Here is a 21587-nt window from a genome sequence, read left to right as displayed (position 1 = left end):
CTTTATACTTATAGCTGTTTGCTTGAAGCTTCAGCTGAGTTATTTAATTGGTTTTTAACACCTTACGCTTCTGCAGGCTCTTCAGTGAAGATTTTAGCAGCGCTTTCTGTAAACACCAGGTAGTTGCTGTTCATGATATCATAAGTATTGATATCGCTCAGCATTGCACCGTCTACAGTAGGGATGTTCCTTAAAGACAGATAAACGTTATCATTGTATTCCGGTGTGATGAACATAGTCTTCTTACCGTCAACATTGATGTTCAGGTTCTTCAGGAGACCAACGAACTGTTTGGTTTTAGGAGCCTGGAGCGCCAGATCTTCAACGATGATGATGCTGTTCTCTTTAGCTTTTACTGACAGGGCAGAGATCTTGGCGAGATCTTTTACTTTTCTGTTCAGTTTGAAACCCCAACCGTGAGGTTTGGGTCCGAAGATGGTACCACCACCTTTATAGAGCGGGTTACGGATGTTACCTTTACGGGCGCCACCAGTACCTTTTTGTTTGTGCAGTTTGCGGGAAGCACCTTTTACTTCAGCTCTGGTCTTCACTTTGTGAGTACCCTGACGCTGTGCGGCGAGGTATTGCTTAACAGCCAGGTAGATCACGTGGTTGTTAGGCTCTACACCGAAGATCTCCTCGGGGAGGTCGATGGATCTGCCTGTTTTCTTACCTTCTATATTTAAAATATCGATCTGCATGTTACTTCTGGATTAAAACGATTGAACCATTGTGGCCGGGAACGGAACCACTTACCAGGATATAATTCTTTTCAGGGAATATTTTCAGAATTTTCAGGCCTTTCACTTTCACTCTTTCATTACCTGTTTGACCTGCCATGCGCATACCCTTGAAAACGCGGGAAGGATAAGAGGATCCACCAACAGAACCGGGAGCCCTGCTTCTGTCGTGCTGACCGTGGGTAGCTTCACCCACACCGGAGAAACCGTGGCGTTTTACAACACCCTGGAAACCTTTACCTTTGGAGGTGCCTACGACGTCGATGGTTTCACCTTCAGCGAAGATTTCGCAGGTGATAGTTTCGCCGAGGGCTTTCTGTACATCCGGGTTACGGAATTCTTTTACAAAACGTTTGGGAGAGGTGCTTGCTTTCGCGAAGTGACTGAGTTCTGCTTTAGTGGTGTGCTTTTCTTTCTTCTCACCGAAAGAAACCTGAATAGCGTTGTAACCATCTGTCTCCAGGTTTTTTACCTGAGTTACAACGTTGGGACCAGCTTCGATAATGGTACAAGCAGTTTGCTTACCATTGGCTTCGAAGATACTGGTCATGCCAATCTTTTTACCAATAATACCTTTCATTTTTTATATGATTTTACCCAGCGCCTGGGGGATTTCTAGCTATCCCCAGGATGGGCGGTTAAATACATTTATTGGGCGGCCGCCCAGAAGGTACGACCTATGTTAAATTTGTTAAAATTGTTATACTGCTGATAATCAGCAGTATAACCATAAATCAAGTAAAAGCGGGCCTTTCACCCAGCCTTGCTGTTGTCCTATGCTTTAATTTCAACTTCTACCCCAGATGGCAAATCCAGCTTGCTGAGCGCATCTACCGTTCTGGAAGAGGACGTGTAAATGTCCAGTAAACGCTTGTGTGTGCACAACTGGAACTGCTCGCGCGCTTTCTTGTTTACGTGCGGGGAACGCAGCACCGTAAAAATTTTCTTCTCTGTAGGTAACGGAATTGGACCAGTTACCACGGCACCCGTGTTACGCACGGTTTTTACGATCTTCTCAGCAGATTTGTCTACCAGGTTATGATCGTAGGACTTCAGCTTGATTCTTATTCTCTGAGACATATGCAATGAACTTCTACTTTTTTTCCCTTTACAAATTGGGAGGGCAAAGGTAACCCGTTTTTTTTATTTGGCAAATAATTCTCAGGAAAAAATAAAAGATTACTGGCAGCAGACACAGTTTGGCAGCAGCGAAAGGAGGGATCTACAGTAGGGAATAGTGCAATGAGGCGCTCGAAAACATTCATTCTGTGCATATTAGGCCTTAGACTAAGTTAATATGCCCATTTTGACAAATATAGGTAAACAAATTTCACAATTCCAAAAATCAAAGAGGATTTATTTATACACAAAAAAAGAGAGGCTGTACCTCTCTGCAGGGAACAGCCTCTCGAATAATCAGGCGCATCGCCTGGGCTTGCTTAACTCTTACAGAGGTAAGCCACCACCCAAACCGCCTAATAATGATTTTACTAATCCTAAGATCAGTGCCAGCAGTTGATTCAGCAGATCCATAGTTTGAAGGTTTTAATAGGTAAACGCCTACTCTATTCTCTGGTTTTCGGCAATCCCAGTGGTTATTTTGTTACCGGAATAAATTTAGACCCAAACTTTCATTCCGCAGTCGTTCATTTTATTCATTTGTCCAACATAACGCCTCATCCATTCATTCCGCTGGCAGCAAGCATTTCAACCAACAATTCGATTTCATATTTTTCAAGTAAGTACGGATTCCTCACAAAAAAAGAGCTCCGGCACGGATCCGGAGCTCTTGAATTTCGTAAGGGAATAATACTGTAATCCCTCACTGGCGGGAACGTACTGATTACAGGCCGCCCAGCAGAGATTTCAGCAATGCAACAATAGTTTGCAGCAGTTGGTTGAGTAAATTCATAAGATGGTTTTTACGTCAAAATAATACCTACTCTGTTACTTGGTTTTCGGCAATCCCAAGGGCTAGCGCTAGACCCGGCATTGAAATTAAAGTGTATTCAGAATATATCACCCATTCATTTTATTCAATTCGTCTTCACTATCTTTCACTTGTTCATTGCGCTGAACCACAGCAAACGGACTCCTAACAACAAAGGCCCCCGGATATATCCAGGAGCCTTGTTGTAAAAGAAATAAATGCTTAAACCTATTTACCAGTTTCTTCTTTATAGATCTGACGAGCTTTGGAAGTAGGCAGGTAGATCTGGAACCCGATGTTCAAACCCAGGTGGTTGGCAGTAGTAGAGCTACCGCCGCCAACAGTCAGATCATACTTCAGCAAGCCTTCCAGGCCCACATTAGGCGTAATGAAATAAGAGATACCAGGGCCTACACCAATGTTGAAACCATTGGTAGAAACACCATTAGCAGGGTTGCTACCGGCGAAGCCTGCATTACCTTCCAGGAAAAAGCGCACCCGCTTTGAAAATTCCAGCTTGCGCACATTCTTGTCTTCAATATAGTAACGGGCAAAACCTCCTACACCGTAATTCACGTCGGAACCGGCATCCTTAACGGTTTTCAGCCCGAAATTAACATACCCGCCAATGGCAAGACCATCCTTAATGAACCAACCTACTTTAGGCGTCAGGTCAAAATTGAATGTCGTGCTGTTTTTCTGGAAGATAAAACCGAGATCGGTTAGATTTGCCCCTACCATTATATTTCCTTTCTGGATTTGTGCATTGGCAACAGAGCCGAACATCAGGGTCAATAATACAAGGGTTAAGAGACGAATTTTTTTCATGATCTAATTTTTAGTTTTAACAATAACATGCTGAATGAGTAACGGTTGACACAGCAATGCAGGTATGCATCAACTGCATTCATGGTAACCAGCGCTTCAAATAATGAACTCGAAAAAAATGTGCAGGCAGGGATAATGGGGAGATATAGTTAACAATCCAAACATTCACAAGGCATTCACACTATACATATGCTTACAAGGGCAAAGCTACTGAAAATGAATATAATAAGTATCTTTTTCTCTCAATAAAATTTAAAAATTCTACTGTAAACCCGTGAATTCCGCTGCCATCAAAGATTATAACACCTTATCACAGCAGGTTGTTTGACAGCATACTGAAAAAATTTATGCATTTATCGGCAGCATATCGATATGCGCACAGAAGGCGCCCTGCTGGCGGAGGAATTGCAGGAAACAATCCATTTTCCTTTCCATGTTGATTCCAGATGTACGCTTGATATAGCCTGGCAATGCATAATTGCTGATATCCGTCATCTCCCAGGGATGGAAGTAAAAAGAAAGGTAGTTGTCTTTACGCAGCACTGTTTTGCAGAAATGCCTGGACAACCACAGCGGCACATTTTTCACGCTGAGCCAGTTGATCGGGTAACGGATCACGGGGGATACGGAAGCTGGAATGATCCATATATTTTCTTCCCGGGAAATTGTACGGGGAAGATGAAAATGGTTATAACGACCGGGCATCCAGGTGGGATTTATCGAAGCGTCGTAAAGGTAGCCGGCCTTATGGAGGGCGGGGAAATTCACCTGTTGCAGGCGTGGCATCCGGAAGCCACGGATCTGCTGGCCGCTGATCTCCTGTAATACCAGCCTTGAGCCTTCAAGATCGGCCGGTGTAAAGGTGTTGTGGTAGTAAGCATGGGAGGCGATCTCATGGCGGGAGGCCACCTGGCGGATCAGTTCAGGATAATGCTGGGCCCAATATGCAGTAATGAAAAAGGTAGCGCGCACCCCATGCTTTTCAAAAAGCTCAAGGGTAGCATGCAGCCCACGACGGGATATTTCCAACTTTTCCTGCAAAGGAACCTGTTGGCCAAATTCTTCGGGGATATCGAATTCTTCAACTTCTACGCTGATCAATATCCTTTTATCGTGTTTCATACAATACCGAACCGGGTTAGCATAAGTTCTTCAATTCAAGATATTCCTGCATGGTAATGAAGCTGCCTTCGGCGGACAGGTCTCTCAACAGCTGCCGGAGGCGGTTTTGCAGGGCAGGACCGGCGTGTCTTTTGGTATATGCCGGTATCTGATACGCTGTCAGTTCCACAAACTCCCATGGATGAAAATACAGACACAGATAGCCATCATGTTTTAAGGTCTGTAATGCGAGAGACTTGAAAACAGCATAGGGAAAATTCTTGAAAGCAAGCCAAAACAAAGGTATACGGAGATTAGGACTAACAGCAGCGGGTACACGTAGTACGCCCTCTTCTGTGTAAACGGTGCGCGGTTTTGACCGATAGTTGTAGCGGCCGGGGATCCAGGTAGGGTTGATCGATGAATCATATACATACCCGGCATTTTTCACATCCAGCATTTCCACATGACGCATACGGGGCATCCGCAGGCCATATACCGGTTTTTCCGTAATGCTCTCCAGCAATTGCTTGCTTTCCAGCAGGTGCTCCGGTGTAAAGGAGGAATGATAGAAGGTATGAGAAGCGATCTCGTGTTTTGTGGCGATCTCTTTGATATCCCCGGGAAAAGTCCGGGCAAAATTGGCCGTAGTAAAAAAGGTAGACCGGGCATTTGTTGCATTCACAATATCCATGGTAGCTATCAAGCCCTCATGGCCTACTCGCATCTGATCGGCCATGTTTACCTGCTGGTTGTATTCCAGGGGCATATCAAACTCCTCCACATCAAAACTCAGTAATACATATCGGTCTTTGGTCATAAATGCTTTTCCTTTGCCGGGCTTCGCTATGAGATGTTCCTTTCTACAACGAGATTATTCTCCCTCAGTATATATCTTTCTTTTGTAATACCTAAATTATTCTCTCTGATCATATCTGTAGACCACATCGTAGGAGCATGCTTTTCCATGTTGCTTTCACTGACCAGGTAAACCGGGCGTTGTTTGCTTTGTGTGAACAACTTGCCGAGGTAGATACCGATAATCCCCAGGATCATGAGTTGCAGACCGCCGAAGAAGGCAATAGTAACGATAATGGACGCCCAGCCGGAGATCGGGTGATCAAAGATCAGACTGAAAAACGCGTAAGGAATATACAGTGATGATAACAGGGAGAAGACAAGCCCGATATAAGTGGCGGCATATAATGGACGGGTACTGAAAGAGGTAAAGCCCTGCAATGCGAAATACAACATTTTCTTGAAAGTGTATTTAGACACGCCAGAGGAGCGTTGCTCGGGCATATACTCTATGGCCAGTTGTTTAAAGCCTACCCATTTTACAAGCCCGCGGAAAAAGAGATCGTATTCCTGGAGGTTACGGATCACGTCCACTACTTTTCTATCGAGCAGGCGGAAATCGGCGGAACCTTTTTCTATTTCTATTTCGGAGAGCTTACTCATCACGGTATAGAAAAGATTGGATGTTTTCCTTTTCAGGAATGGCTGCTTATTATCTTCCTGGCGGAGGGTATATACTACTTCATAGCCTTCTTCCCATTTCTGCAGCAGCAGGGGGATCAGTTTGGGCGGATGTTGCATGTCGCCGTCCATGCTGATCACACAATCGCCATCAGCCATATCGAGACCGGCTTTGAGAGCAGCCTGGTGGCCGAAGTTCCTTGAGAAGGAAATATAACGGACATTTTTATAGACAAGGGCGAGGTTCTTCAGAACGTCGAGGGTACCATCGCGGCTGCCGTCGTCCACGAAGAGGATATTAAACCTGTAAGGTAATGCTTCAAATACTTTCTGCACTGCCTGGTTCAGGAGTGCGACATTACCTTGTTCATTATAAACCGGTACAACGATGGAAATCAATTTCTTCATCTTATGCACAAATTTGATCGTTCTGGTGACACTTTAAATGAAGGCCGGAAGTCATTGCAACCAAGCTCCCGACCTCTGGATAACAGTTGCAGGAGGTAAATGTAATGTGTTCAAGAACGACATATTATTGGTGGCTATCAGTAAAAACTACAGGCAATCAGGTGCATATCACATATAGACTGACATACATAAGAGACGGCTTATTTTTGTCTCCCCCCTATTCAGAGATTAAAAAATCCTGAAATAAAAAGGGCTCCCGATAACTCGGGAACCCTGGCAGTCGGCAAAAAGTATTATGCAGTTGTAAGGTTATTTTACCGAAAATATTAAATTCCAGCTTGATTACAATAGCATGTTCATGCCATCGGGTATAAAAGCAGAAAGGTTGCCCTCGCTATAAGCGGAGGCAACCTTTCCTATAAAAGAGCTAAAAATTAAGCGTTTACTTTACCCTTTACTTTAGCGATCACTTCTTCAGCTACGTTGTTAGGCGCAGGAGAGTAGTGAGAGAATTCCATGATGGAAGTAGCGCGGCCAGAAGACAGGGAACGCAGCTGGGTTACATAACCGAACATTTCGCTCAGCGGAACTTTAGCTTTGATTACCTGTACACCGTTTTTAGAGTCCATACCTTCCAGCATACCACGACGACGGTTCAGGTCACCTGTAACATCACCCATGTACTGATCAGGAGTTTGTACTTCTACTTTCATGATCGGCTCGAGCAATACTGGTTTAGCTTTGCGGGCAGCTTCGCGGAATGCTTGTTTAGCGCAAAGTTCGAAAGACATTGCATCGGAGTCCACTGCGTGGAAGGAACCGTCGAACAGACGCACTTTCAGGTTTACCAGCGGGAAGTTTGCCAGTACGCCCTGACCCATAGATTGTTCGAAACCTTTCTGTACAGCCGGGATGAACTCTTTCGGGATAGCACCACCGAAGATATCGTTGATAAACTGGAATGATTTACCATCGTTTTCTTTCAGCCATTCAGCATCAGCAGGGCCGATCTCTACCTGGATATCAGCGAATTTACCACGACCACCAGTTTGTTTCTTGAACACTTCGCGGTGTTCAACTTTAGCGGTGATAGCTTCTTTGTAAGCCACCTGAGGAGCGCCCTGGTTTACTTCTACCTTGAACTCGCGACGCATACGGTCAACGATGATTTCGAGGTGCAGCTCACCCATACCGCTCAGTACGGTTTGGCCGGTTTCTTCGTCTGTTTTCGCTTTCAGGGTAGGATCTTCTTCTACCAGTTTAGCGAGGGCCATACCCATTTTATCAACGTCTGCCTGAGTTTTAGGCTCGATGGCGATGCTGATCACCGGATCAGGGAAGGTCATGGATTCCAGTACGATCGGATGGTTTTCGTCGCACAGGGTATCACCGGTTTTGATATCTTTAAAACCAACGGCAGCACCGATATCACCAGCTTCGATGAAATCAACCGGGTTCTGTTTGTTAGCATGCATCTGCATGATACGGCTGATACGCTCGTTCTTGCCGGTGCGGGTATTGAGTACATAAGAACCTGCATCCAGGTGACCGGAATAAGCGCGGAAGAACGCCAGACGGCCTACGAAAGGATCGGTCATGATTTTGAACGCCAGTGCAGCGAATGGTTCTTTTGCATCTGGTTTACGTTCAATTTCTTCACCGTTATCAGGATTGGTACCTTTTACTGCATCCACGTCCATTGGAGAAGGCAGGTAGCGGCAAACCGCATCCAGCATTTTCTGAACGCCTTTGTTTTTGAAGGAAGAACCGCACATCATCGGGATGATAGCGATATCGATGGTTGCTTTACGGATCGCTTCGTGGATTTCAGCTTCGGAGATAGAGTTAGGATCTTCGAAGAATTTCTCCATGAGTTTGTCGTCGTATTCGGCTACTGCTTCAACGAGGTTAGCTCTCCATTGTTCAGCTTCTTCTTTCATATCCGCAGGAATTTCGATTTCCTGGTAAGTAGCGCCTTTACCTTCTTCGTCCCAGATGATACCTTTCATGGTGATCAGATCTACCACGCCTTTGAAGGTATCTTCAGCACCGATAGGCAGGGTCAGGGGAACGGGGTTAGCACCCAGCATTTCCTTTACCTGTTTAACCACGTTCAGGAAGTCGGCACCGGAGCGGTCCATTTTGTTAACGAAACCGATACGGGGAACGCGGTAGCGGTTAGCCTGGCGCCAAACGGTTTCTGACTGAGGCTCAACGCCGGATACAGCGCAGAACAGTGCCACCAGACCATCCAGTACACGGAGGGAACGCTCTACCTCAACGGTAAAGTCCACGTGGCCCGGAGTATCAATGATGTTGAATTTATATTGTTTGGTATCTGGAGTTCCTTTACCTTGTTGAGTGGGAAAATTCCAAAAACAAGTGGTAGCAGCAGATGTAATGGTAATACCTCTCTCCTGCTCCTGTGCCATCCAGTCCATGGTAGCGGCACCTTCGTGCACCTCACCAATTTTGTGGGATTTACCTGTATAATACAGGATACGCTCTGTGGTAGTGGTTTTACCCGCATCGATGTGCGCCGCAATACCAAAGTTCCTTTGAAATCTTAAGTCTGCCATAATATTAAAATGACTAAATAATGCGATTTGGGGGGCAAAGGTAATCTATTTTTAACAATAAATAAAACGCTCCCAGTTTGCCAAATTGTTATTTCTTTTTAACAACCAATCCCTTGGTCGATATAAGGAAAAACATCTATGGGTTAGTATACTTTAGCCGTTTGTCGAACTGTACCTGCCGCTTTTTCAGCAAAAACCGCCAGAATTTAAATCCCGCTTTTCGGGCCGGGAGTTTTGCCGCAAATTTAACCCGTTATACTCCCAAAGCAAAGCACTATTCCCCAAAGCATGGAGTTGCGTTATCATTATTGTTTTAACTAAAAATTGAAGTCGATGGCCCTGAATTGTACTATCTAATCACGGGATCTTCCCGTTTGTTTATCTCCCCGTCTGTCATGTGGCTGAGCATTGCAATAACTGTGTGACCAGTACCGGGCACCCCATAAAATTCACCTAGTTAGTACCAGGACAGCGATCAACCAAATTTATTATGAAAGTATGTACCCCAGCCTGTGCAGGCATGTTATTAATGATGGCATGGCTATGCCCATCCGTGAATGCGCAGGTACTCAACAGACAGGTTGTGGCAATTGCCGGTGGCAGCCGGATTGTAAACCAGTTGCAAATCCAGTACACAGTAGGCGAAACAGCAATTACTCCTATTACTGATGGCAGGATGTTACTTACTCAGGGCTTCCATCAACCGGAGGAGCTGCCCAAGCTACCGCCAGGCGGCAATGCAGTGAAAAGTTATATTCTCTTCCCCAATCCTGCGGCTACCAATGTAAAGATAACCTTTGAGCTGATCGCGGGCACCACCGTGACGCTGGAGCTGATCAATACTGCCGGGCAAACCTTGCATACCCAGCTCATTGAGCTGGGACCAGGCAAAACCACTGTGGTATTGCCGGTCAACCATTTTGCGGCCGGTATCTATACTGTTATGCTTAAAATGAATGGCACGGTGTACTTCGAAAAGCTCATCATACAATAACCCCATCAACCTGCTCATCTTAAAAAGACGAGATCATGAAACATTACTTCACCAGTGTTATCATTCCTGCCATGTTGCTATGTACGACTGCCGTTGCGCAGAAGGGCGTGCAAAAGCCTCCTAACATCGGCGCCAGTTTTCTGCTGGTAAACCCTGACGCACGTAGCAGCGGCACAGGCGACGCTACCACAGGCCTTGAGCCTGACCCCAATGCGCTGTTTTCCAATGCCGCAAAAATTGTATTTGCGGGCGACTGGGGCATCAGCGCCAATTACTCTCCCTGGATGTGGGAGTTGAATAATAACCAGTCCAACATGGCCTATGTATCTGCCTACAAGACCTGGCACGAATCAGAAGGGATCGGCATTTCCATGAAATATTTCAACTATGGCAATGTTACTTTCAGAGACGACAATGGCACCGTGTTACAAGATTATAATCCCCGTGAATTTTCGGTTGACGGCAGTTATGCACGCAAACTGGGGCAGCACACTGCCGTGTCCCTGGGCATCAGATATGTGCGCAGTCAGCTGGGCCAGGGCTCCTTTAACGGATTGCAGCAAAAGCCGGCATCCGCGGTAGCTGGCGATATCGGCTTCTATTACCAGAACAGTGTGGACAAACTGGATTTTGGCAACCGCTATTGTTTTGGTGTAAGTATCACCAACGTAGGTACGAAGTTGCAGTACACAGATGACGCCAACAGAAAGAGTTTTCTGCCGATGAACCTTCGTATCGGCGCCGGCTATACGTTTGTGCACACTACCGATCATGAGTTCACCCTTTCGCTGGATATCAACAAACTGCTGGTGCCCACGCCACCAGTTTATGCACTGGATTCAAACGGCATTCCTACCAATCAGATACTGAAAGGCAAAGATCCCAACCGGGGCGTGGTAGAGGCGATCTTCTCTTCTTTCGGCGATGCGCCGGGAGGGTTTAGCGAAGAGTTACGGGAGTTCGCGATCGGCTCAGGGATCGAGTATGCCTACAGACGTGTCTTTTTTGTGCGCACAGGTTATTTCTACGAGCATCCCAACAAAGGCTACAGGCAACACTTTTCAGCCGGGCTTGGCGTGCGCGTGCAAAACATAGGTTTTGACCTGGCTTACCTCATGCCCACAGATGGTAGCCTGAGAGAAAGGCGGACATTGAAATTCTCGCTTGTGTATAACATCGGCCACCAGGCTGCCAAAGATCAATAATTCCATCATCGCTCATCTTCAAAAAAACGATTCATATGAAACTTTTTATTGCATTCATTGGCTTGATGTTGCTGCTTATTGTAACAAGCGTGCAGGCGCAGCAAGCCCCTAAAAATGTGCCGATAAAAACAGGCGCCGACAAGATCAACCTCCAAAAGGAAGTACCTGTAAAACCGGGTGGAGAAGCGGGTTCGCAAGCTCGTTTCAATACATTAGCTACCCACACCAATACACAATCGCCCACTGCTTCTGATACAAAAAACGATGCCGGCAATAACAGCAGGCGCGCTAACGCAATCACGCCGGCACCCGCAACACAAGATAAAAGTGCATCGAGGATACAATCAAATATTGCTAAAACCCCACCGGCTATACGAATAGAATCAGCTGAAAAAGCCGCCAGACAACAATAAAAAAACAAAAGCTATGAAAAGGATATTTCTATACACTACGTTTGTCATCTTTTGCCTGATTCATTATACTAAAACCCAGGCACAAAGCGGCTTTTCGGGCATCAACTATCAGGCCGTGGCGCGTAATGCCAACGGTACAATACTATCGAACCAGCCGATGCAGGTGCGTTTCTCTGTGCTGGATGGTTCCCCGGCGGGCAACGTTCAGTATCAGGAAACACATGATGTAACAACCAATCAACTTGGTTTATTCACCTTACAGATAGGCAAGGGCAGCCCGGTTACCGGCACTTTTGCAGGTGTACCCTGGGCGCATGCCAATCAGTTTTTACGTGTTGAAATTGCCACTAATGGCGGTAATTTCAGTGAGCTGGGTACCAGTCAGTTAATGAGCGTACCCTTTGCGATGGTATCTGCTACCGGTAATCCTGGCCCAACAGGGCCACAAGGGCCGGCTGGACCGGCGGGGCCGCAAGGCGCCACTGGCGCTACCGGACCGGCTGGTGCAACAGGGCCGGCTGGACCCGCCGGGCCCATTGGATTAACAGGGCCTGCAGGACCGGCAGGACCTATCGGACCAGCAGGGTTAACCGGGCCGGCAGGGCCGACGGGACCTGTAGGACCGGCAGGGCCCATGGGATTAACCGGACCTGTAGGACCAGCAGGCCCCATAGGTTTGACCGGTCCTATAGGCCCAATCGGGCCGATGGGACCTATTGGACCTGCGGGACCCATAGGCTTGACCGGACCGGCAGGACCTGTTGGACCACAAGGACCTGTTGGGCCAGCGGGAAGTCTTACCGGAGCTGCTGGCGGTGACCTTACTGGCAACTATCCTAATCCGACCATCGCAAATGCCGCCGTTACCGCGGCCAAGCTGGCCCCCGGTGTGATTCCTGCCAGTCTGCCACCGAATGGCGCTGCCGGCGGTGATTTGAGCGGCACTTATCCCAATCCCGGCGTAGCCAAATTGCAGGGCAAACCAGTAGCTACTACTGCGCCGGCAGCTGGCCAGGTACTTACCTTTGATGGCACCAACTGGTCGCCAGCGGCTGCAGCAGCGGGTTTCGCCATACCGTATGTGAATACGTTCAACCTTCCTACCAGCTTGTTTTCCCTTACAAATCAGGGTATAGGCGCTTCCATAGAAGGTATAAACTCCTCTACCAGCAGCAGTGTCAATGCTGTGCGGGGCACGATATCCTCTACCACGCCGGGAGGTTTCTCTACTGCTGTACGTGGGATTAATAACGGGACTGGTGGATTAGGAATCGGGGTGTGGGGTTCCCAGGCTGGCAGTGGTTGGGGCGTGTATGGTTCTGTACCTACCGGCATAGGCGTATATGGCAATGCAACAGGCAGCGGTTTTGGTGTATATGGCAATAGCAGTAGCGGTACTGGCGTGTATGGCACCAGCAATACCGGCTCGGCCGCTAATTTCGGCATCAGTAACAATGCCAACAATAGTAGCGTAACGATGATATCCACGGTTGGTGGCGGCACAGGCATTAATGTGAGCACTGTTGGCGGAGATGGTATATCTTCCCTCAGTACGGGCGCATCGGGCGTACATGGTTTTGCGCAGGCCTTGTCCGGAGCCGGTATACTTGGCAAGCATAATGGTGGCGGCGAGGCAGTTACGGGGCTTACTCAAAGTGCAACCGGCATACCTACCGGCGCCGTAGTAGGCCGGAATGATGGACCAGGTTATGGTGTAGAAGGGTTTGTTACAACAGATGCTTCCGGTAATGCGGTGGCTGTATTAGGACGCGTTGGTATTGCCAGCGGTACCGGAAGCGCGGGTAAGTTTGAGAATATTAGTACCTCCAATACCATATCTACAGTGGTAGTAACGACGCAGAGCGGCGGTAATGCGGTGGATGCCACTGCCATAGGCGGATTTGCAGTACACGGTACGGCCACCAATATTAGCGGCGGTGGCATTGTAGGAGATAATAGCGGCGGTGGAGAGGCAGTAACGGCGAGAGGCAATACCGGCGCTGGCATCGGCGCCTCAGTAGGCCGCAATGACGGTGGCGGATATGGTGTTTATGGTTTCATTGCTACCAATAGCAGCGGTACGGCGGCAGCGGTGGCGGGCCGGGTGGGGCTCGGTGGCTCTACCGGCAGGGCGGGTTTCTTTGAGAATACTAATACTGCCAATACACATAATACTGTGGACGTGATTAACATAGGTAGTGGATCCATTGGCGATCGCTCACAGGGAAATGCGGGCAATTTCTTTTACAACAATACCAACGGCGTAGGCGCAGGCGTACGTGGAGAGGTGAACAGTATTTTCGGAAATGAAGGGACAGCCGGCGTATACGGTGTGGCTTCCGGTACGGGAGGCTATGGAGGATTTTTTGAACATACCAGTACCACTGGCTACGGGCGTGCATTATATGTCAACTCGCAAGGGCAGGGAACGGCTACGGAGCTGGATCACGGCGGCCCCTCCGGCAATGCTGTACTTATTCAAACTAATAACACTGCCAACACAGACAATACGCTCCAGGTGATCAACAGAGGCGGCGGTGTGATTGGAGATCATTCTTTGGGTAATGCCGGTAATTTTTTCGTGAACAATACTACGAGTGTAGGCGCCGGCGTGCGGGGAGAGGTAAATACCATATTCGGGAACGGTGGTGCAGCAGGCGTTTATGGCGTGGCCTCAGGCACCGGAGGTTTTGCCGGCTACTTCGAGCATACCGAATCTACGGGTTTCGGCACTACCTTATTAGCCACCACCAATGACCTGGGTACTTGTTTCATTGCTAACCACAACGGGGCTTCGGGTAATGTGGCTATCTTCCAGTCAGGCGGCCTTAATGTTGCCCGTATTGACAAAACCGGCAAGGGCTTCTTTGATGGCGGTGCAGTCACAGGGGGAGCTGATATGGCGGAAGCCTTTGATGTGAAAGGTAGTGCCCAGACATATGAACCGGGGGATGTGTTGATCATTTCTACGGATAGCGACCGTATGGTGGAAAAATCAGCCACGCCCTACTCCACCCTGGTAGTGGGTGTATATGCCACCAAACCGGGGGTATTGATGACAGAAGAAAAGGTAGATGCAGATATGTCCGGCAAGGTACCGATGGGCGTGGTGGGTGTGATACCGACGAAGGTATGTAATGAGAACGGGGAGATCCACCGGGGCGATCTGCTGGTAACTTCCAGCAAGCCGGGATACGCCATGAAGGCCGATCCCGACAAGGTGCGGCCGGGGCAGGTGATTGGTAAGGCTTTGCAGGAATTTGCCGGTGTTGCCGGGAAGATCAAAGTACTGGTGAATGTTAAATAATAGTTTCGAGAGATGAGATGAAAAAAGGGCTGCCATCGGGCAGCCCTTTCTTTATGGTGAGCATACCTTATCCATACGCTATACAGGCAGTATACAGGCAGTATACAGGGAGTATACAGGGAGCATACAGGCAGTATCCATACTTGAACCTTGTTATAAACACAAAAGGCAAACAGCTCCATGAAGGAACTGTTTGCCAAATATATTGAGTTGCCTGTTAGGGCGATAACTATACTCTGAAGTGAGAGAAAGCTTTGTTAGCTTCAGCCATACGGTGAGTATCTTCTTTCTTTTTGAAAGCTGCGCCTTCACCTTTGCTTGCTGCTACGATTTCGTTTGCCAGCTTATCAGCCATGCTCTTACCGTTTCTTTCACCAGCGTAGCGAACCAACCATTTGATGCTCAGGGACACCTTTCTATCGGGACGTACTTCAGCGGGGATCTGAAAGGTAGCACCACCGATACGGCGGCTTCTAACTTCTACAGCAGGAGTAACATTGTTCAATGCTTTTCTCCAAACCTCGTAACCGTTTTCGCCGGTCATCTGGCTCACCTTATCCACAGCATCGTAGAAAATTTTATAGGCAATGCTCTTCTTTCCCTGTTCCATTACGTTATTAACAAAGCGGGTAACCAGCTTGTCATTAAATCTTGGATCGGGAGCCAGAGGCAATTTCTTTGCAGCTTGCTTTCTCATTTATTGAAAATTACGACTATTTATAATTGTTATTTCTTAGCCTTTTCCTTTTTAGTACCATATTTGGAACGGCTCTGCTTTCTGTCTTTCACACCAGCAGTATCGAGAGAACCGCGAACGATGTGGTAACGTACACCTGGTAAGTCTTTTACCCTTCCACCACGGATCAGTACGATAGAGTGTTCCTGCAGGTTGTGACCTTCACCTGGGATATAGGCAATTACCTCAACTTTGTTTGTCAAACGCACTTTTGCCACTTTACGCAAAGCGGAGTTAGGTTTTTTAGGCGTGGTAGTGTACACACGAGTACAAACGCCGCGACGCTGAGGGCAGCTATCTAACGCCCTGGACTTGGACTTAGCCCGGATAATTTCTCTTCCTTTTCTTACTAATTGTTGTATAGTAGGCATTCTTTACCTAGTTTTTTATGTCGGTTTACAATGACATCCAAATTTCCCATATGGGATTTTGGGAGGGCAAAGGTAAAACTAATATATGTGAATAACAAAATTGTTCTGAAAAATTTTGCCGGATTATTATCCCGGCGGGCCGGGTGGCCTTTGGTTGCCGGTAATTGATACCTTACCTGAAACCGGATTGCAAAGGTATGCTTTCTGACAGAAACTACCATAAAAAAGATGGACTGCTTTTTCACAGTCCATCTAATCTATTATATTAATACATAACTGGCTGATTATTCACCTACCCGATAATTCCAGTGGCGGGTATCTGCTGCCCTGCCGGTACGGATCGCATCCAAACGGCGAATCACTTCGGCGCCCACTTCATATTTAGCAGTGTCGAGCCGCAGGTGTTCGTCCTTGTAATCCAGCTGTTCTACGTAGGCCACGCTGGCAGCGGTGCCGGTGCCGAACACTTCGCGGAGGCTGCCTTTTTTATAGGCCGTCACGATCTCATCGATGGAAACCGGCCTTTCCTCCACCGTGAGGCCCATGTCGGAGAGTACATCCATCACGCTGGCGCGCGTAACGCCCTCAAGGATGGTGCCCTGGGTAAGATCCGGTGTGACAGCAGTATTGCCAATGATCGCAAAAACATTCATGGTGCCGCATTCCTGCAGGTATTTGTGTTCGTAGCCGTCTACCCACAGTATCTGGTCATAACCCTGTTTCCTGGCCTGCATGGTAGGATACATGGCGCCGCCGTAGTTACCTGCGGCCTTGGCATAGCCCACCCCGCCGGGGAAAGCGCGTACATATTTATCCTGCACCAGCAATTTGATCGGCTTATTAAAATAAGGGCCGGAAGGTGAGTTGATAATAGCGAACTTGTAAGTATCAGAAGGGCGAACGCCGATGAACTCATCCGCAGCGATCATGAAAGGACGCAGGTAGAGGGAACAGCCGTCGCCGGTGGGTATCCAATTGCGGTCCAGGTCAATGAGAAGATCCAGGCCACCGATAAAGAGCCATTCCGGCACTTCGGGCATGCCCATTCTTTCTGCGGAGATATTGAAGCGCTTGTAGTTATCGTAAGGGCGGAAGATCATGGGATTACCCTGGGGATCCTTATAAGCTTTGATACCTTCAAAGATAGCCTGGCCATAGTGCCAGGCGGCGTTGGAGGGGCTTACGGAAAGGTTCTGGAAAGGGAGTATCTGGGCATTTTTCCATTCTTTCCCGTCGAAATCCGCCACCAGCATATGGTCGGCGTATTTTTTCCCAAAAACCAGATTGTCAAAATCCACTTCACTTAACCTGCTCGCGGTAGTTTTTGTGACTTTGATCTTCTGCAGTGCTTCTTCCTTAACTGTTGATTTTGCTACCATCATGGTTAATCAATTTTATCTCAATATTTTTACATTTTTATCGGCATAGGGCCCGTCTGGATGGACGGCAGTGCAAATAAACTGATTTTTCCCCACGCGGGATTGTCACATAAAATTAAATCATAATAAGTATGTCACTTGAGCAACTGGAACTCGACCCTTACTTTGTGGCTAAAATCTTTACCCAGCCGATCATTCCCGGGAAAAGCACGCCTGTTGCGGCGCCGCAAAAAGCAGCCCCTAAAGTGAAATATTTAGGAGAAAATCAAAAAAACATTGCGCTCTTCATACAAAACGAAAATGAAGCGTATTTAAACGAGGAATTATTCAACCTCCTTACCAATATATTAAATGCCTGTAAACTGGGCATGCAGGATGTATCGCTGATCAACACAGTTTCAGCGCGGGGATTGAGCCTTATCGACTGGCAGGCGGGCGTGCTTATCAAGCAGGGCGTACTGTTTGGCATTACGCCGGCGCAGGTGGGATTGGGAGAAGAAATCCCTTTATACCAGCTGGTGACGGTGAACGGCGCCACCTTCCTGTTTTCCGACGAGCTGCAATTGATCGGCACGGATAAAATGCTGAAAGCGAAGCTCTGGGCAGGCTTGAAACAACTATTAGGCATCTGATACAATAAAAGGCAAACGTAAACGACTATATGAAATTGATCTTTGCGACGAACAATGATAACAAGGTGAAAGAATTCCGTTCGCTGCTGGGCGACCGGTTCGAGATCATCACGCTGAAAGAGGCGGGCATTGATATCGATATACCGGAACCGCATGATACGCTGGAAGCCAATGCCCGCGAGAAATCAACGACCATCCACCGAATGACGGGTCTGAGCTGCTTCGGTGAAGATACCGGCCTGGAGATCGATGCGCTGCATGGCGCACCGGGCGTATTATCCGCCCGTTATGCCGGCGAAACCAAGCTGGCAGCGGATAACATCGCCAAGGTATTGCAGGAGATGGAAGGCAAAACAAACCGCAGCGCGCAGTTCCGTACCGTGATATCACTGATATTGAACGGAGAGGAATACCAGTTTGAAGGCGTGAGCCGTGGCCATATTACCACAACGGTACATGGCGACAAAGGTTTTGGCTATGACCCGATATTTGTGCCGGAAGGCGAAACCAGGGCATTTGCAGAGATGGACCTGGCAGAGAAGAACCAATACAGTCACCGGGCGAGGGCTTTCCGTCAGTTTGTGGATTTCCTTCAATCAGCAAAAGTTTAGTATCTACCTATAAATAATATAATGGCAAGGATCAAAATAGAACTACCGGCAGCTTTTCCTTTCAGCACCCATATTCCTGTTAGGATCCAGGATATGAACTATGGCGGACATGTAGGCAATGACGCCATTCTCTCCATCCTTCACGAGGCAAGGGTGCAATACCTGAAGAGCATCGGGACGAAAGAGCTGGACCATGAAACGGGCAAAGGCTTAATTATAGTGGACGTAGCCATAAGCTACAAGAGCGAAGCTTTCCATGGTGATACCTTCCTTGTGGAGGTAGCAGCGGGCGATTTCAGCCCCTTCGGCTTTGACCTCTTCTACCGTATCACCACACAACGTGAAAGCAAGACCATTGTAGTGGCAGAAGCCAAAACAGGCATGATCTGTTTCGACTACCACCAGAGAAAAGTAACGAAACTGCCTGCCGATATGAAGGCAAGCATGGAACAATAAAAAAACAAATCAATGATAGACACAACAACAACGGCTACCTACCTCGACAAAGTGATCAGCAGCCGCCGGAACATAAAGCCCACCAGCATGAACGGCAAGCAGATCCCTGACGCTACCGTACAACACCTGCTGCAGATGGCCGACTGGGCGCCCACACATGGCTATACCGAACCCTGGTATTTTGTGGTTTTCAGCGGTGATAAAGCCCGCCAGTTCTGCGCAGATCATGCAGATATCTATAAGCAATTTACACCGGCAGATAAATTCGTGGCTGGCAACTACGATAAACTGCAACACCAGGGCGACCTGGCTTCGCATGTGATTGCGATCTGCATGAAACGCGGGAATAATCCCAAGATACCGGTGCTGGAAGAAGTAGCAGCTGTGGCTTGCGCCGTACAGAATATGTGGCTCAGCGCTACTGCCCTCAACATCGCCGCCTACTGGGGCACCGGCGGTATGACCTTCCACCCTGCCATGAAGGATTACCTGGAATTGGGTGAAGAAGACCAGGTGATGGGATTTTTCTATCTTGGTTATACAGATGAAGCGCCGGTACCGGGCAAGCGTATCAAGCCAATGAGTGAGAAAACCAAATGGATTTAAATATTTGAGGATTTCTTGATTTACGGATTTATGAATTTATAGCAATGCTGAGGTTCGCTTATAAATTCATAAATCCGTAAATCAAGAAATCCTCAAATATTTAGGCGCACTAATTATAATATATACATTTTGGCTTCTTCCGTGAAACTCCTTACCTGTTCAGTGATCCAGCCATCGTCTTTTTTGAGTTCGGCAGCCATGATAGCGGCTACGGCGGGGGCTATACGAATTGCTTCGCGGGCATCCAGGAACAGGAGGCGGGTGCGGCGGGCCAGAAAATCTTCCACTTTACGGGCCATCTCTTCTCTCACGGCCCATATGACCTGTGCTTTAATAATATTGTATGCGGGGCTCAGCACTTCCTGGAGATCGGGTTGTGTGGCTACCATCTGGTGGATATGTAAGGCATCGCTGCCATAGAAATACCAGGGATCGTCCCAGTTGACGTTGTCGGTGGCGCCGTGGAGTTTCATTTCATGAGTTACGGATGCGGTTTCTTTCCAGCGGAGGGCGCGTTCGAGCTCGTGGATCACATCTTCCGCCATGCGGCGGTAGGTGGTCCATTTACCGCCGATGATGGTGACGAGACCTGATGCGGCTACGATGATCTTGTGGCTGCGGGAGATCTCTTTTGTTTTATGCCCTTCTGCTTTGGGCGCTGCCAGCGGCCGGAGGCCGGCCCATACGCTGCGTACATCGCTACGTTGCGGAGGGTGTGCCAGGTATTGATCTGCTGTGCGGAGGATGAAGCTGATCTCCTCTTCCAGCGCATGCGGTTCCAGGCTGATATGATTCACCGGCGTATCGGTGGTGCCTACTACTACTTTGTTGTGCCAGGGCACTACGAAAAGCACGCGGCCATCGCTGGTAGAAGGGATCATGAGTGCGTTGTGGCCCGGCAGGAAATTGCTGTCGAGCACCACATGTACACCCTGGCTGGCGGCGATAGACTTCGGCGCCGCGGGATTGTCCATCTCAAGGATATCATCTGCAAACACGCCGGTGGCATTGATCACCGCGCGGGTGTTGAGATGAAATTCATCTCCCCCATCCAGTGTATCCTTCACCGTTATACCGCTGATAAATCCTTGCTGATCTTTGTGCAAGCGCGTTACACGCAGGTAGTTCAGTACTGTGCCGCCCTTATCGGCAATGGTTTGCGCGAGATTGACGGCCAGGCGGCTGTCGTCGAACTGGCCATCGTGATACAACACGCCGCCTGCGAGGCGGTCCTGCTTCAGTGTAGACAGGCGTTCCAGCGTTTCTTTTTTAGAGATATGGCGGGACCGGCCCAGACTGAGACGGCCTGCGAGCCAGTCGTACATTTTAAGTCCGATCGTATACTTGATATTTTCCCACCAGCTAAAAGTGGGGATCACGAAAGAGAGGTTACGTACAAGATGCGGGGCATTGTGAGCGAGCAGCCCGCGTTCCACGCTGGCTTCACGCACCAGTGATACATCGCCTTGCGCGAGATACCGCACGCCTCCATGTACCAGTTTGGTACTTTTGCTGGAAGTGGATTTTGCAAAGTCGGCCTGCTCGAGCAGCAGGGTACGGTATCCCCTGGTGACGGCTTCCACTGCGGCTCCCAGCCCGGTGGCGCCACCGCCGATGATAACAATATCCCAGGGTTCGAGATCGTTTCTTAGTGTGGCTACGATTGCTTCTCTTTTCATATCATCAAATGAAAGTCATCTACACTTAAACCGTAAAGGACGATAAAAGTTTGAAAGGCGGAACAATTGGCCGCAAAAAATGTTCTCGAAAAGGATTTCTTGATTAAATTGTAAGCATCCATCAGCAATTCAT

Annotated in this window: 20 protein-coding genes; 8 read left to right on the top strand and 12 right to left on the bottom strand. The window is 48.2% G+C overall.

Translation table 11 applies throughout. From position 1 onward, the window contains the following. Window positions 1–62 precede the first annotated feature (62 nt). The 8 genes from rplD to fusA form a co-directional block, all read right to left on the bottom strand. Window positions 63–701, bottom strand: a complete 639-nt coding sequence (gene rplD / locus FPG75_RS15095) for a 50S ribosomal protein L4 (RefSeq protein ID WP_143307696.1) — start codon at window positions 699–701, stop codon at window positions 63–65. Between the two features lies 1 nt (window position 702). Next, window positions 703–1320, bottom strand: coding sequence for a 50S ribosomal protein L3 (rplC, locus tag FPG75_RS15090; RefSeq protein ID WP_143307695.1), 618 nt, complete (start codon window positions 1318–1320; stop codon window positions 703–705). A 194-nt stretch (window positions 1321–1514) separates the two neighbouring features. Further along, window positions 1515–1820: a 30S ribosomal protein S10 gene (rpsJ, locus tag FPG75_RS15085; protein WP_012789286.1), complete on the bottom strand. Its 306-nt coding sequence runs from the start codon at window positions 1818–1820 to the stop codon at window positions 1515–1517. Window positions 1821–2898: 1078 nt separating this feature from the next. Continuing rightward, on the bottom strand, window positions 2899–3498 hold the full coding sequence (locus FPG75_RS15080) for a porin family protein (protein ID WP_143307694.1): 600 nt from the start codon (window positions 3496–3498) through the stop codon (window positions 2899–2901). Between the two features lie 345 nt (window positions 3499–3843). Then, window positions 3844–4620, bottom strand: coding sequence for a polysaccharide deacetylase family protein (locus FPG75_RS15075; protein ID WP_143307693.1), 777 nt, complete (start codon window positions 4618–4620; stop codon window positions 3844–3846). Between the two features lie 16 nt (window positions 4621–4636). After that, on the bottom strand, window positions 4637–5419 hold the full coding sequence (locus FPG75_RS15070) for a polysaccharide deacetylase family protein (RefSeq protein WP_143307692.1): 783 nt from the start codon (window positions 5417–5419) through the stop codon (window positions 4637–4639). Window positions 5420–5445: 26 nt separating this feature from the next. Continuing rightward, on the bottom strand, window positions 5446–6486 hold the full coding sequence (locus FPG75_RS15065) for a glycosyltransferase family 2 protein (RefSeq protein WP_143307691.1): 1041 nt from the start codon (window positions 6484–6486) through the stop codon (window positions 5446–5448). A 434-nt stretch (window positions 6487–6920) separates the two neighbouring features. Then, window positions 6921–9065: an elongation factor G gene (fusA, locus tag FPG75_RS15060; RefSeq protein WP_201747969.1), complete on the bottom strand. Its 2145-nt coding sequence runs from the start codon at window positions 9063–9065 to the stop codon at window positions 6921–6923. Window positions 9066–9555: 490 nt separating this feature from the next. Between fusA and FPG75_RS15055 the strand changes: the two genes are divergently transcribed. From FPG75_RS15055 to FPG75_RS15040, 4 genes are read left to right on the top strand one after another with little or no spacing between them, the layout of a single operon-like run. After that, on the top strand, window positions 9556–10059 hold the full coding sequence (locus FPG75_RS15055) for a T9SS type A sorting domain-containing protein (protein ID WP_143307689.1): 504 nt from the start codon (window positions 9556–9558) through the stop codon (window positions 10057–10059). A 35-nt stretch (window positions 10060–10094) separates the two neighbouring features. Continuing rightward, window positions 10095–11264, top strand: coding sequence for a type IX secretion system outer membrane channel protein PorV (porV, locus tag FPG75_RS15050; RefSeq protein WP_143307688.1), 1170 nt, complete (start codon window positions 10095–10097; stop codon window positions 11262–11264). A 35-nt stretch (window positions 11265–11299) separates the two neighbouring features. Beyond that, a complete protein-coding gene (locus FPG75_RS15045) occupies window positions 11300–11677 on the top strand; it encodes a hypothetical protein (RefSeq protein ID WP_143307687.1) in 378 nt (125 codons plus the stop codon). 13 nt (window positions 11678–11690) lie between these two features. After that, the gene (locus FPG75_RS15040; protein WP_143307686.1) at window positions 11691–14984 is read left to right on the top strand and encodes a hypothetical protein; all 3294 of its coding nucleotides are present in this window, start codon (window positions 11691–11693) and stop codon (window positions 14982–14984) included. 229 nt (window positions 14985–15213) lie between these two features. Here the strand turns inward: FPG75_RS15040 and rpsG are convergent, their stop codons facing one another. From rpsG to FPG75_RS15025, 3 genes are all read right to left on the bottom strand, one after another. Further along, the gene (rpsG, locus tag FPG75_RS15035; protein WP_143307685.1) at window positions 15214–15681 is read right to left on the bottom strand and encodes a 30S ribosomal protein S7; all 468 of its coding nucleotides are present in this window, start codon (window positions 15679–15681) and stop codon (window positions 15214–15216) included. 29 nt (window positions 15682–15710) lie between these two features. Continuing rightward, window positions 15711–16091 carry a 30S ribosomal protein S12 gene (rpsL, locus tag FPG75_RS15030; RefSeq protein WP_012789278.1) on the bottom strand — a complete coding sequence of 127 codons (381 nt, stop codon included), beginning with the start codon at window positions 16089–16091 and terminating at the stop codon, window positions 15711–15713. 284 nt (window positions 16092–16375) lie between these two features. After that, the gene (locus FPG75_RS15025; protein ID WP_143307684.1) at window positions 16376–17473 is read right to left on the bottom strand and encodes a branched-chain amino acid aminotransferase; all 1098 of its coding nucleotides are present in this window, start codon (window positions 17471–17473) and stop codon (window positions 16376–16378) included. A 128-nt stretch (window positions 17474–17601) separates the two neighbouring features. Here FPG75_RS15025 and FPG75_RS15020 point away from each other — a divergent pair, with 128 nt between their 5' ends. The 4 genes from FPG75_RS15020 to FPG75_RS15005 are packed head-to-tail and all read left to right on the top strand — an operon-like array spanning window position 17602 to window position 19775. Further along, window positions 17602–18102: a hypothetical protein gene (locus tag FPG75_RS15020; RefSeq protein ID WP_143307683.1), complete on the top strand. Its 501-nt coding sequence runs from the start codon at window positions 17602–17604 to the stop codon at window positions 18100–18102. A gap of 29 nt (window positions 18103–18131) precedes the next feature. Further along, a complete protein-coding gene (gene rdgB / locus FPG75_RS15015) occupies window positions 18132–18713 on the top strand; it encodes an RdgB/HAM1 family non-canonical purine NTP pyrophosphatase (RefSeq protein ID WP_143307682.1) in 582 nt (193 codons plus the stop codon). Between the two features lie 21 nt (window positions 18714–18734). After that, a complete protein-coding gene (locus FPG75_RS15010; RefSeq protein ID WP_143307681.1) occupies window positions 18735–19169 on the top strand; it encodes an acyl-CoA thioesterase in 435 nt (144 codons plus the stop codon). A gap of 12 nt (window positions 19170–19181) precedes the next feature. Beyond that, the gene (locus FPG75_RS15005; protein ID WP_201747967.1) at window positions 19182–19775 is read left to right on the top strand and encodes a nitroreductase family protein; all 594 of its coding nucleotides are present in this window, start codon (window positions 19182–19184) and stop codon (window positions 19773–19775) included. Window positions 19776–19888: 113 nt separating this feature from the next. On the opposite strand, the gene FPG75_RS15000 is transcribed toward FPG75_RS15005, so the two are convergent. Continuing rightward, window positions 19889–21454, bottom strand: coding sequence for a glycerol-3-phosphate dehydrogenase/oxidase (locus FPG75_RS15000; RefSeq protein ID WP_143307680.1), 1566 nt, complete (start codon window positions 21452–21454; stop codon window positions 19889–19891). Window positions 21455–21587: the final 133 nt, after the last annotated feature.

Origin of the sequence: Chitinophaga vietnamensis (genome assembly GCF_902167635.1) — a bacterium.
GTDB classification, from domain to species: domain Bacteria; phylum Bacteroidota; class Bacteroidia; order Chitinophagales; family Chitinophagaceae; genus Chitinophaga; species Chitinophaga vietnamensis.
The sequence above is the reverse complement of the archived record's forward strand: the minus strand, read 5'-3'. Positions and strand labels throughout refer to the sequence as shown.

Coding starts and splice junctions, on each gene's coding strand:
- FPG75_RS15075 (WP_143307693.1), bottom strand. CDS start 4,620: ATGAAACACGATAAAAGGATATTGATCAGCGTAGAAGTTGAAGAATTC.
- FPG75_RS15070 (WP_143307692.1), bottom strand. CDS start 5,419: ATGACCAAAGACCGATATGTATTACTGAGTTTTGATGTGGAGGAGTTT.
- FPG75_RS15080 (WP_143307694.1), bottom strand. CDS start 3,498: ATGAAAAAAATTCGTCTCTTAACCCTTGTATTATTGACCCTGATGTTC.
- FPG75_RS15020 (WP_143307683.1), top strand. CDS start 17,602: ATGTCACTTGAGCAACTGGAACTCGACCCTTACTTTGTGGCTAAAATC.
- fusA (WP_201747969.1), bottom strand. CDS start 9,065: ATGGCAGACTTAAGATTTCAAAGGAACTTTGGTATTGCGGCGCACATC.
- rpsG (WP_143307685.1), bottom strand. CDS start 15,681: ATGAGAAAGCAAGCTGCAAAGAAATTGCCTCTGGCTCCCGATCCAAGA.
- rplC (WP_143307695.1), bottom strand. CDS start 1,320: ATGAAAGGTATTATTGGTAAAAAGATTGGCATGACCAGTATCTTCGAA.
- FPG75_RS15010 (WP_143307681.1), top strand. CDS start 18,735: ATGGCAAGGATCAAAATAGAACTACCGGCAGCTTTTCCTTTCAGCACC.
- FPG75_RS15040 (WP_143307686.1), top strand. CDS start 11,691: ATGAAAAGGATATTTCTATACACTACGTTTGTCATCTTTTGCCTGATT.
- FPG75_RS15025 (WP_143307684.1), bottom strand. CDS start 17,473: ATGATGGTAGCAAAATCAACAGTTAAGGAAGAAGCACTGCAGAAGATC.
- FPG75_RS15055 (WP_143307689.1), top strand. CDS start 9,556: ATGAAAGTATGTACCCCAGCCTGTGCAGGCATGTTATTAATGATGGCA.
- rplD (WP_143307696.1), bottom strand. CDS start 701: ATGCAGATCGATATTTTAAATATAGAAGGTAAGAAAACAGGCAGATCC.
- FPG75_RS15045 (WP_143307687.1), top strand. CDS start 11,300: ATGAAACTTTTTATTGCATTCATTGGCTTGATGTTGCTGCTTATTGTA.
- rpsJ (WP_012789286.1), bottom strand. CDS start 1,820: ATGTCTCAGAGAATAAGAATCAAGCTGAAGTCCTACGATCATAACCTG.
- rpsL (WP_012789278.1), bottom strand. CDS start 16,091: ATGCCTACTATACAACAATTAGTAAGAAAAGGAAGAGAAATTATCCGG.
- porV (WP_143307688.1), top strand. CDS start 10,095: ATGAAACATTACTTCACCAGTGTTATCATTCCTGCCATGTTGCTATGT.
- FPG75_RS15065 (WP_143307691.1), bottom strand. CDS start 6,486: ATGAAGAAATTGATTTCCATCGTTGTACCGGTTTATAATGAACAAGGT.
- FPG75_RS15005 (WP_201747967.1), top strand. CDS start 19,182: ATGATAGACACAACAACAACGGCTACCTACCTCGACAAAGTGATCAGC.
- rdgB (WP_143307682.1), top strand. CDS start 18,132: ATGAAATTGATCTTTGCGACGAACAATGATAACAAGGTGAAAGAATTC.
- FPG75_RS15000 (WP_143307680.1), bottom strand. CDS start 21,454: ATGAAAAGAGAAGCAATCGTAGCCACACTAAGAAACGATCTCGAACCC.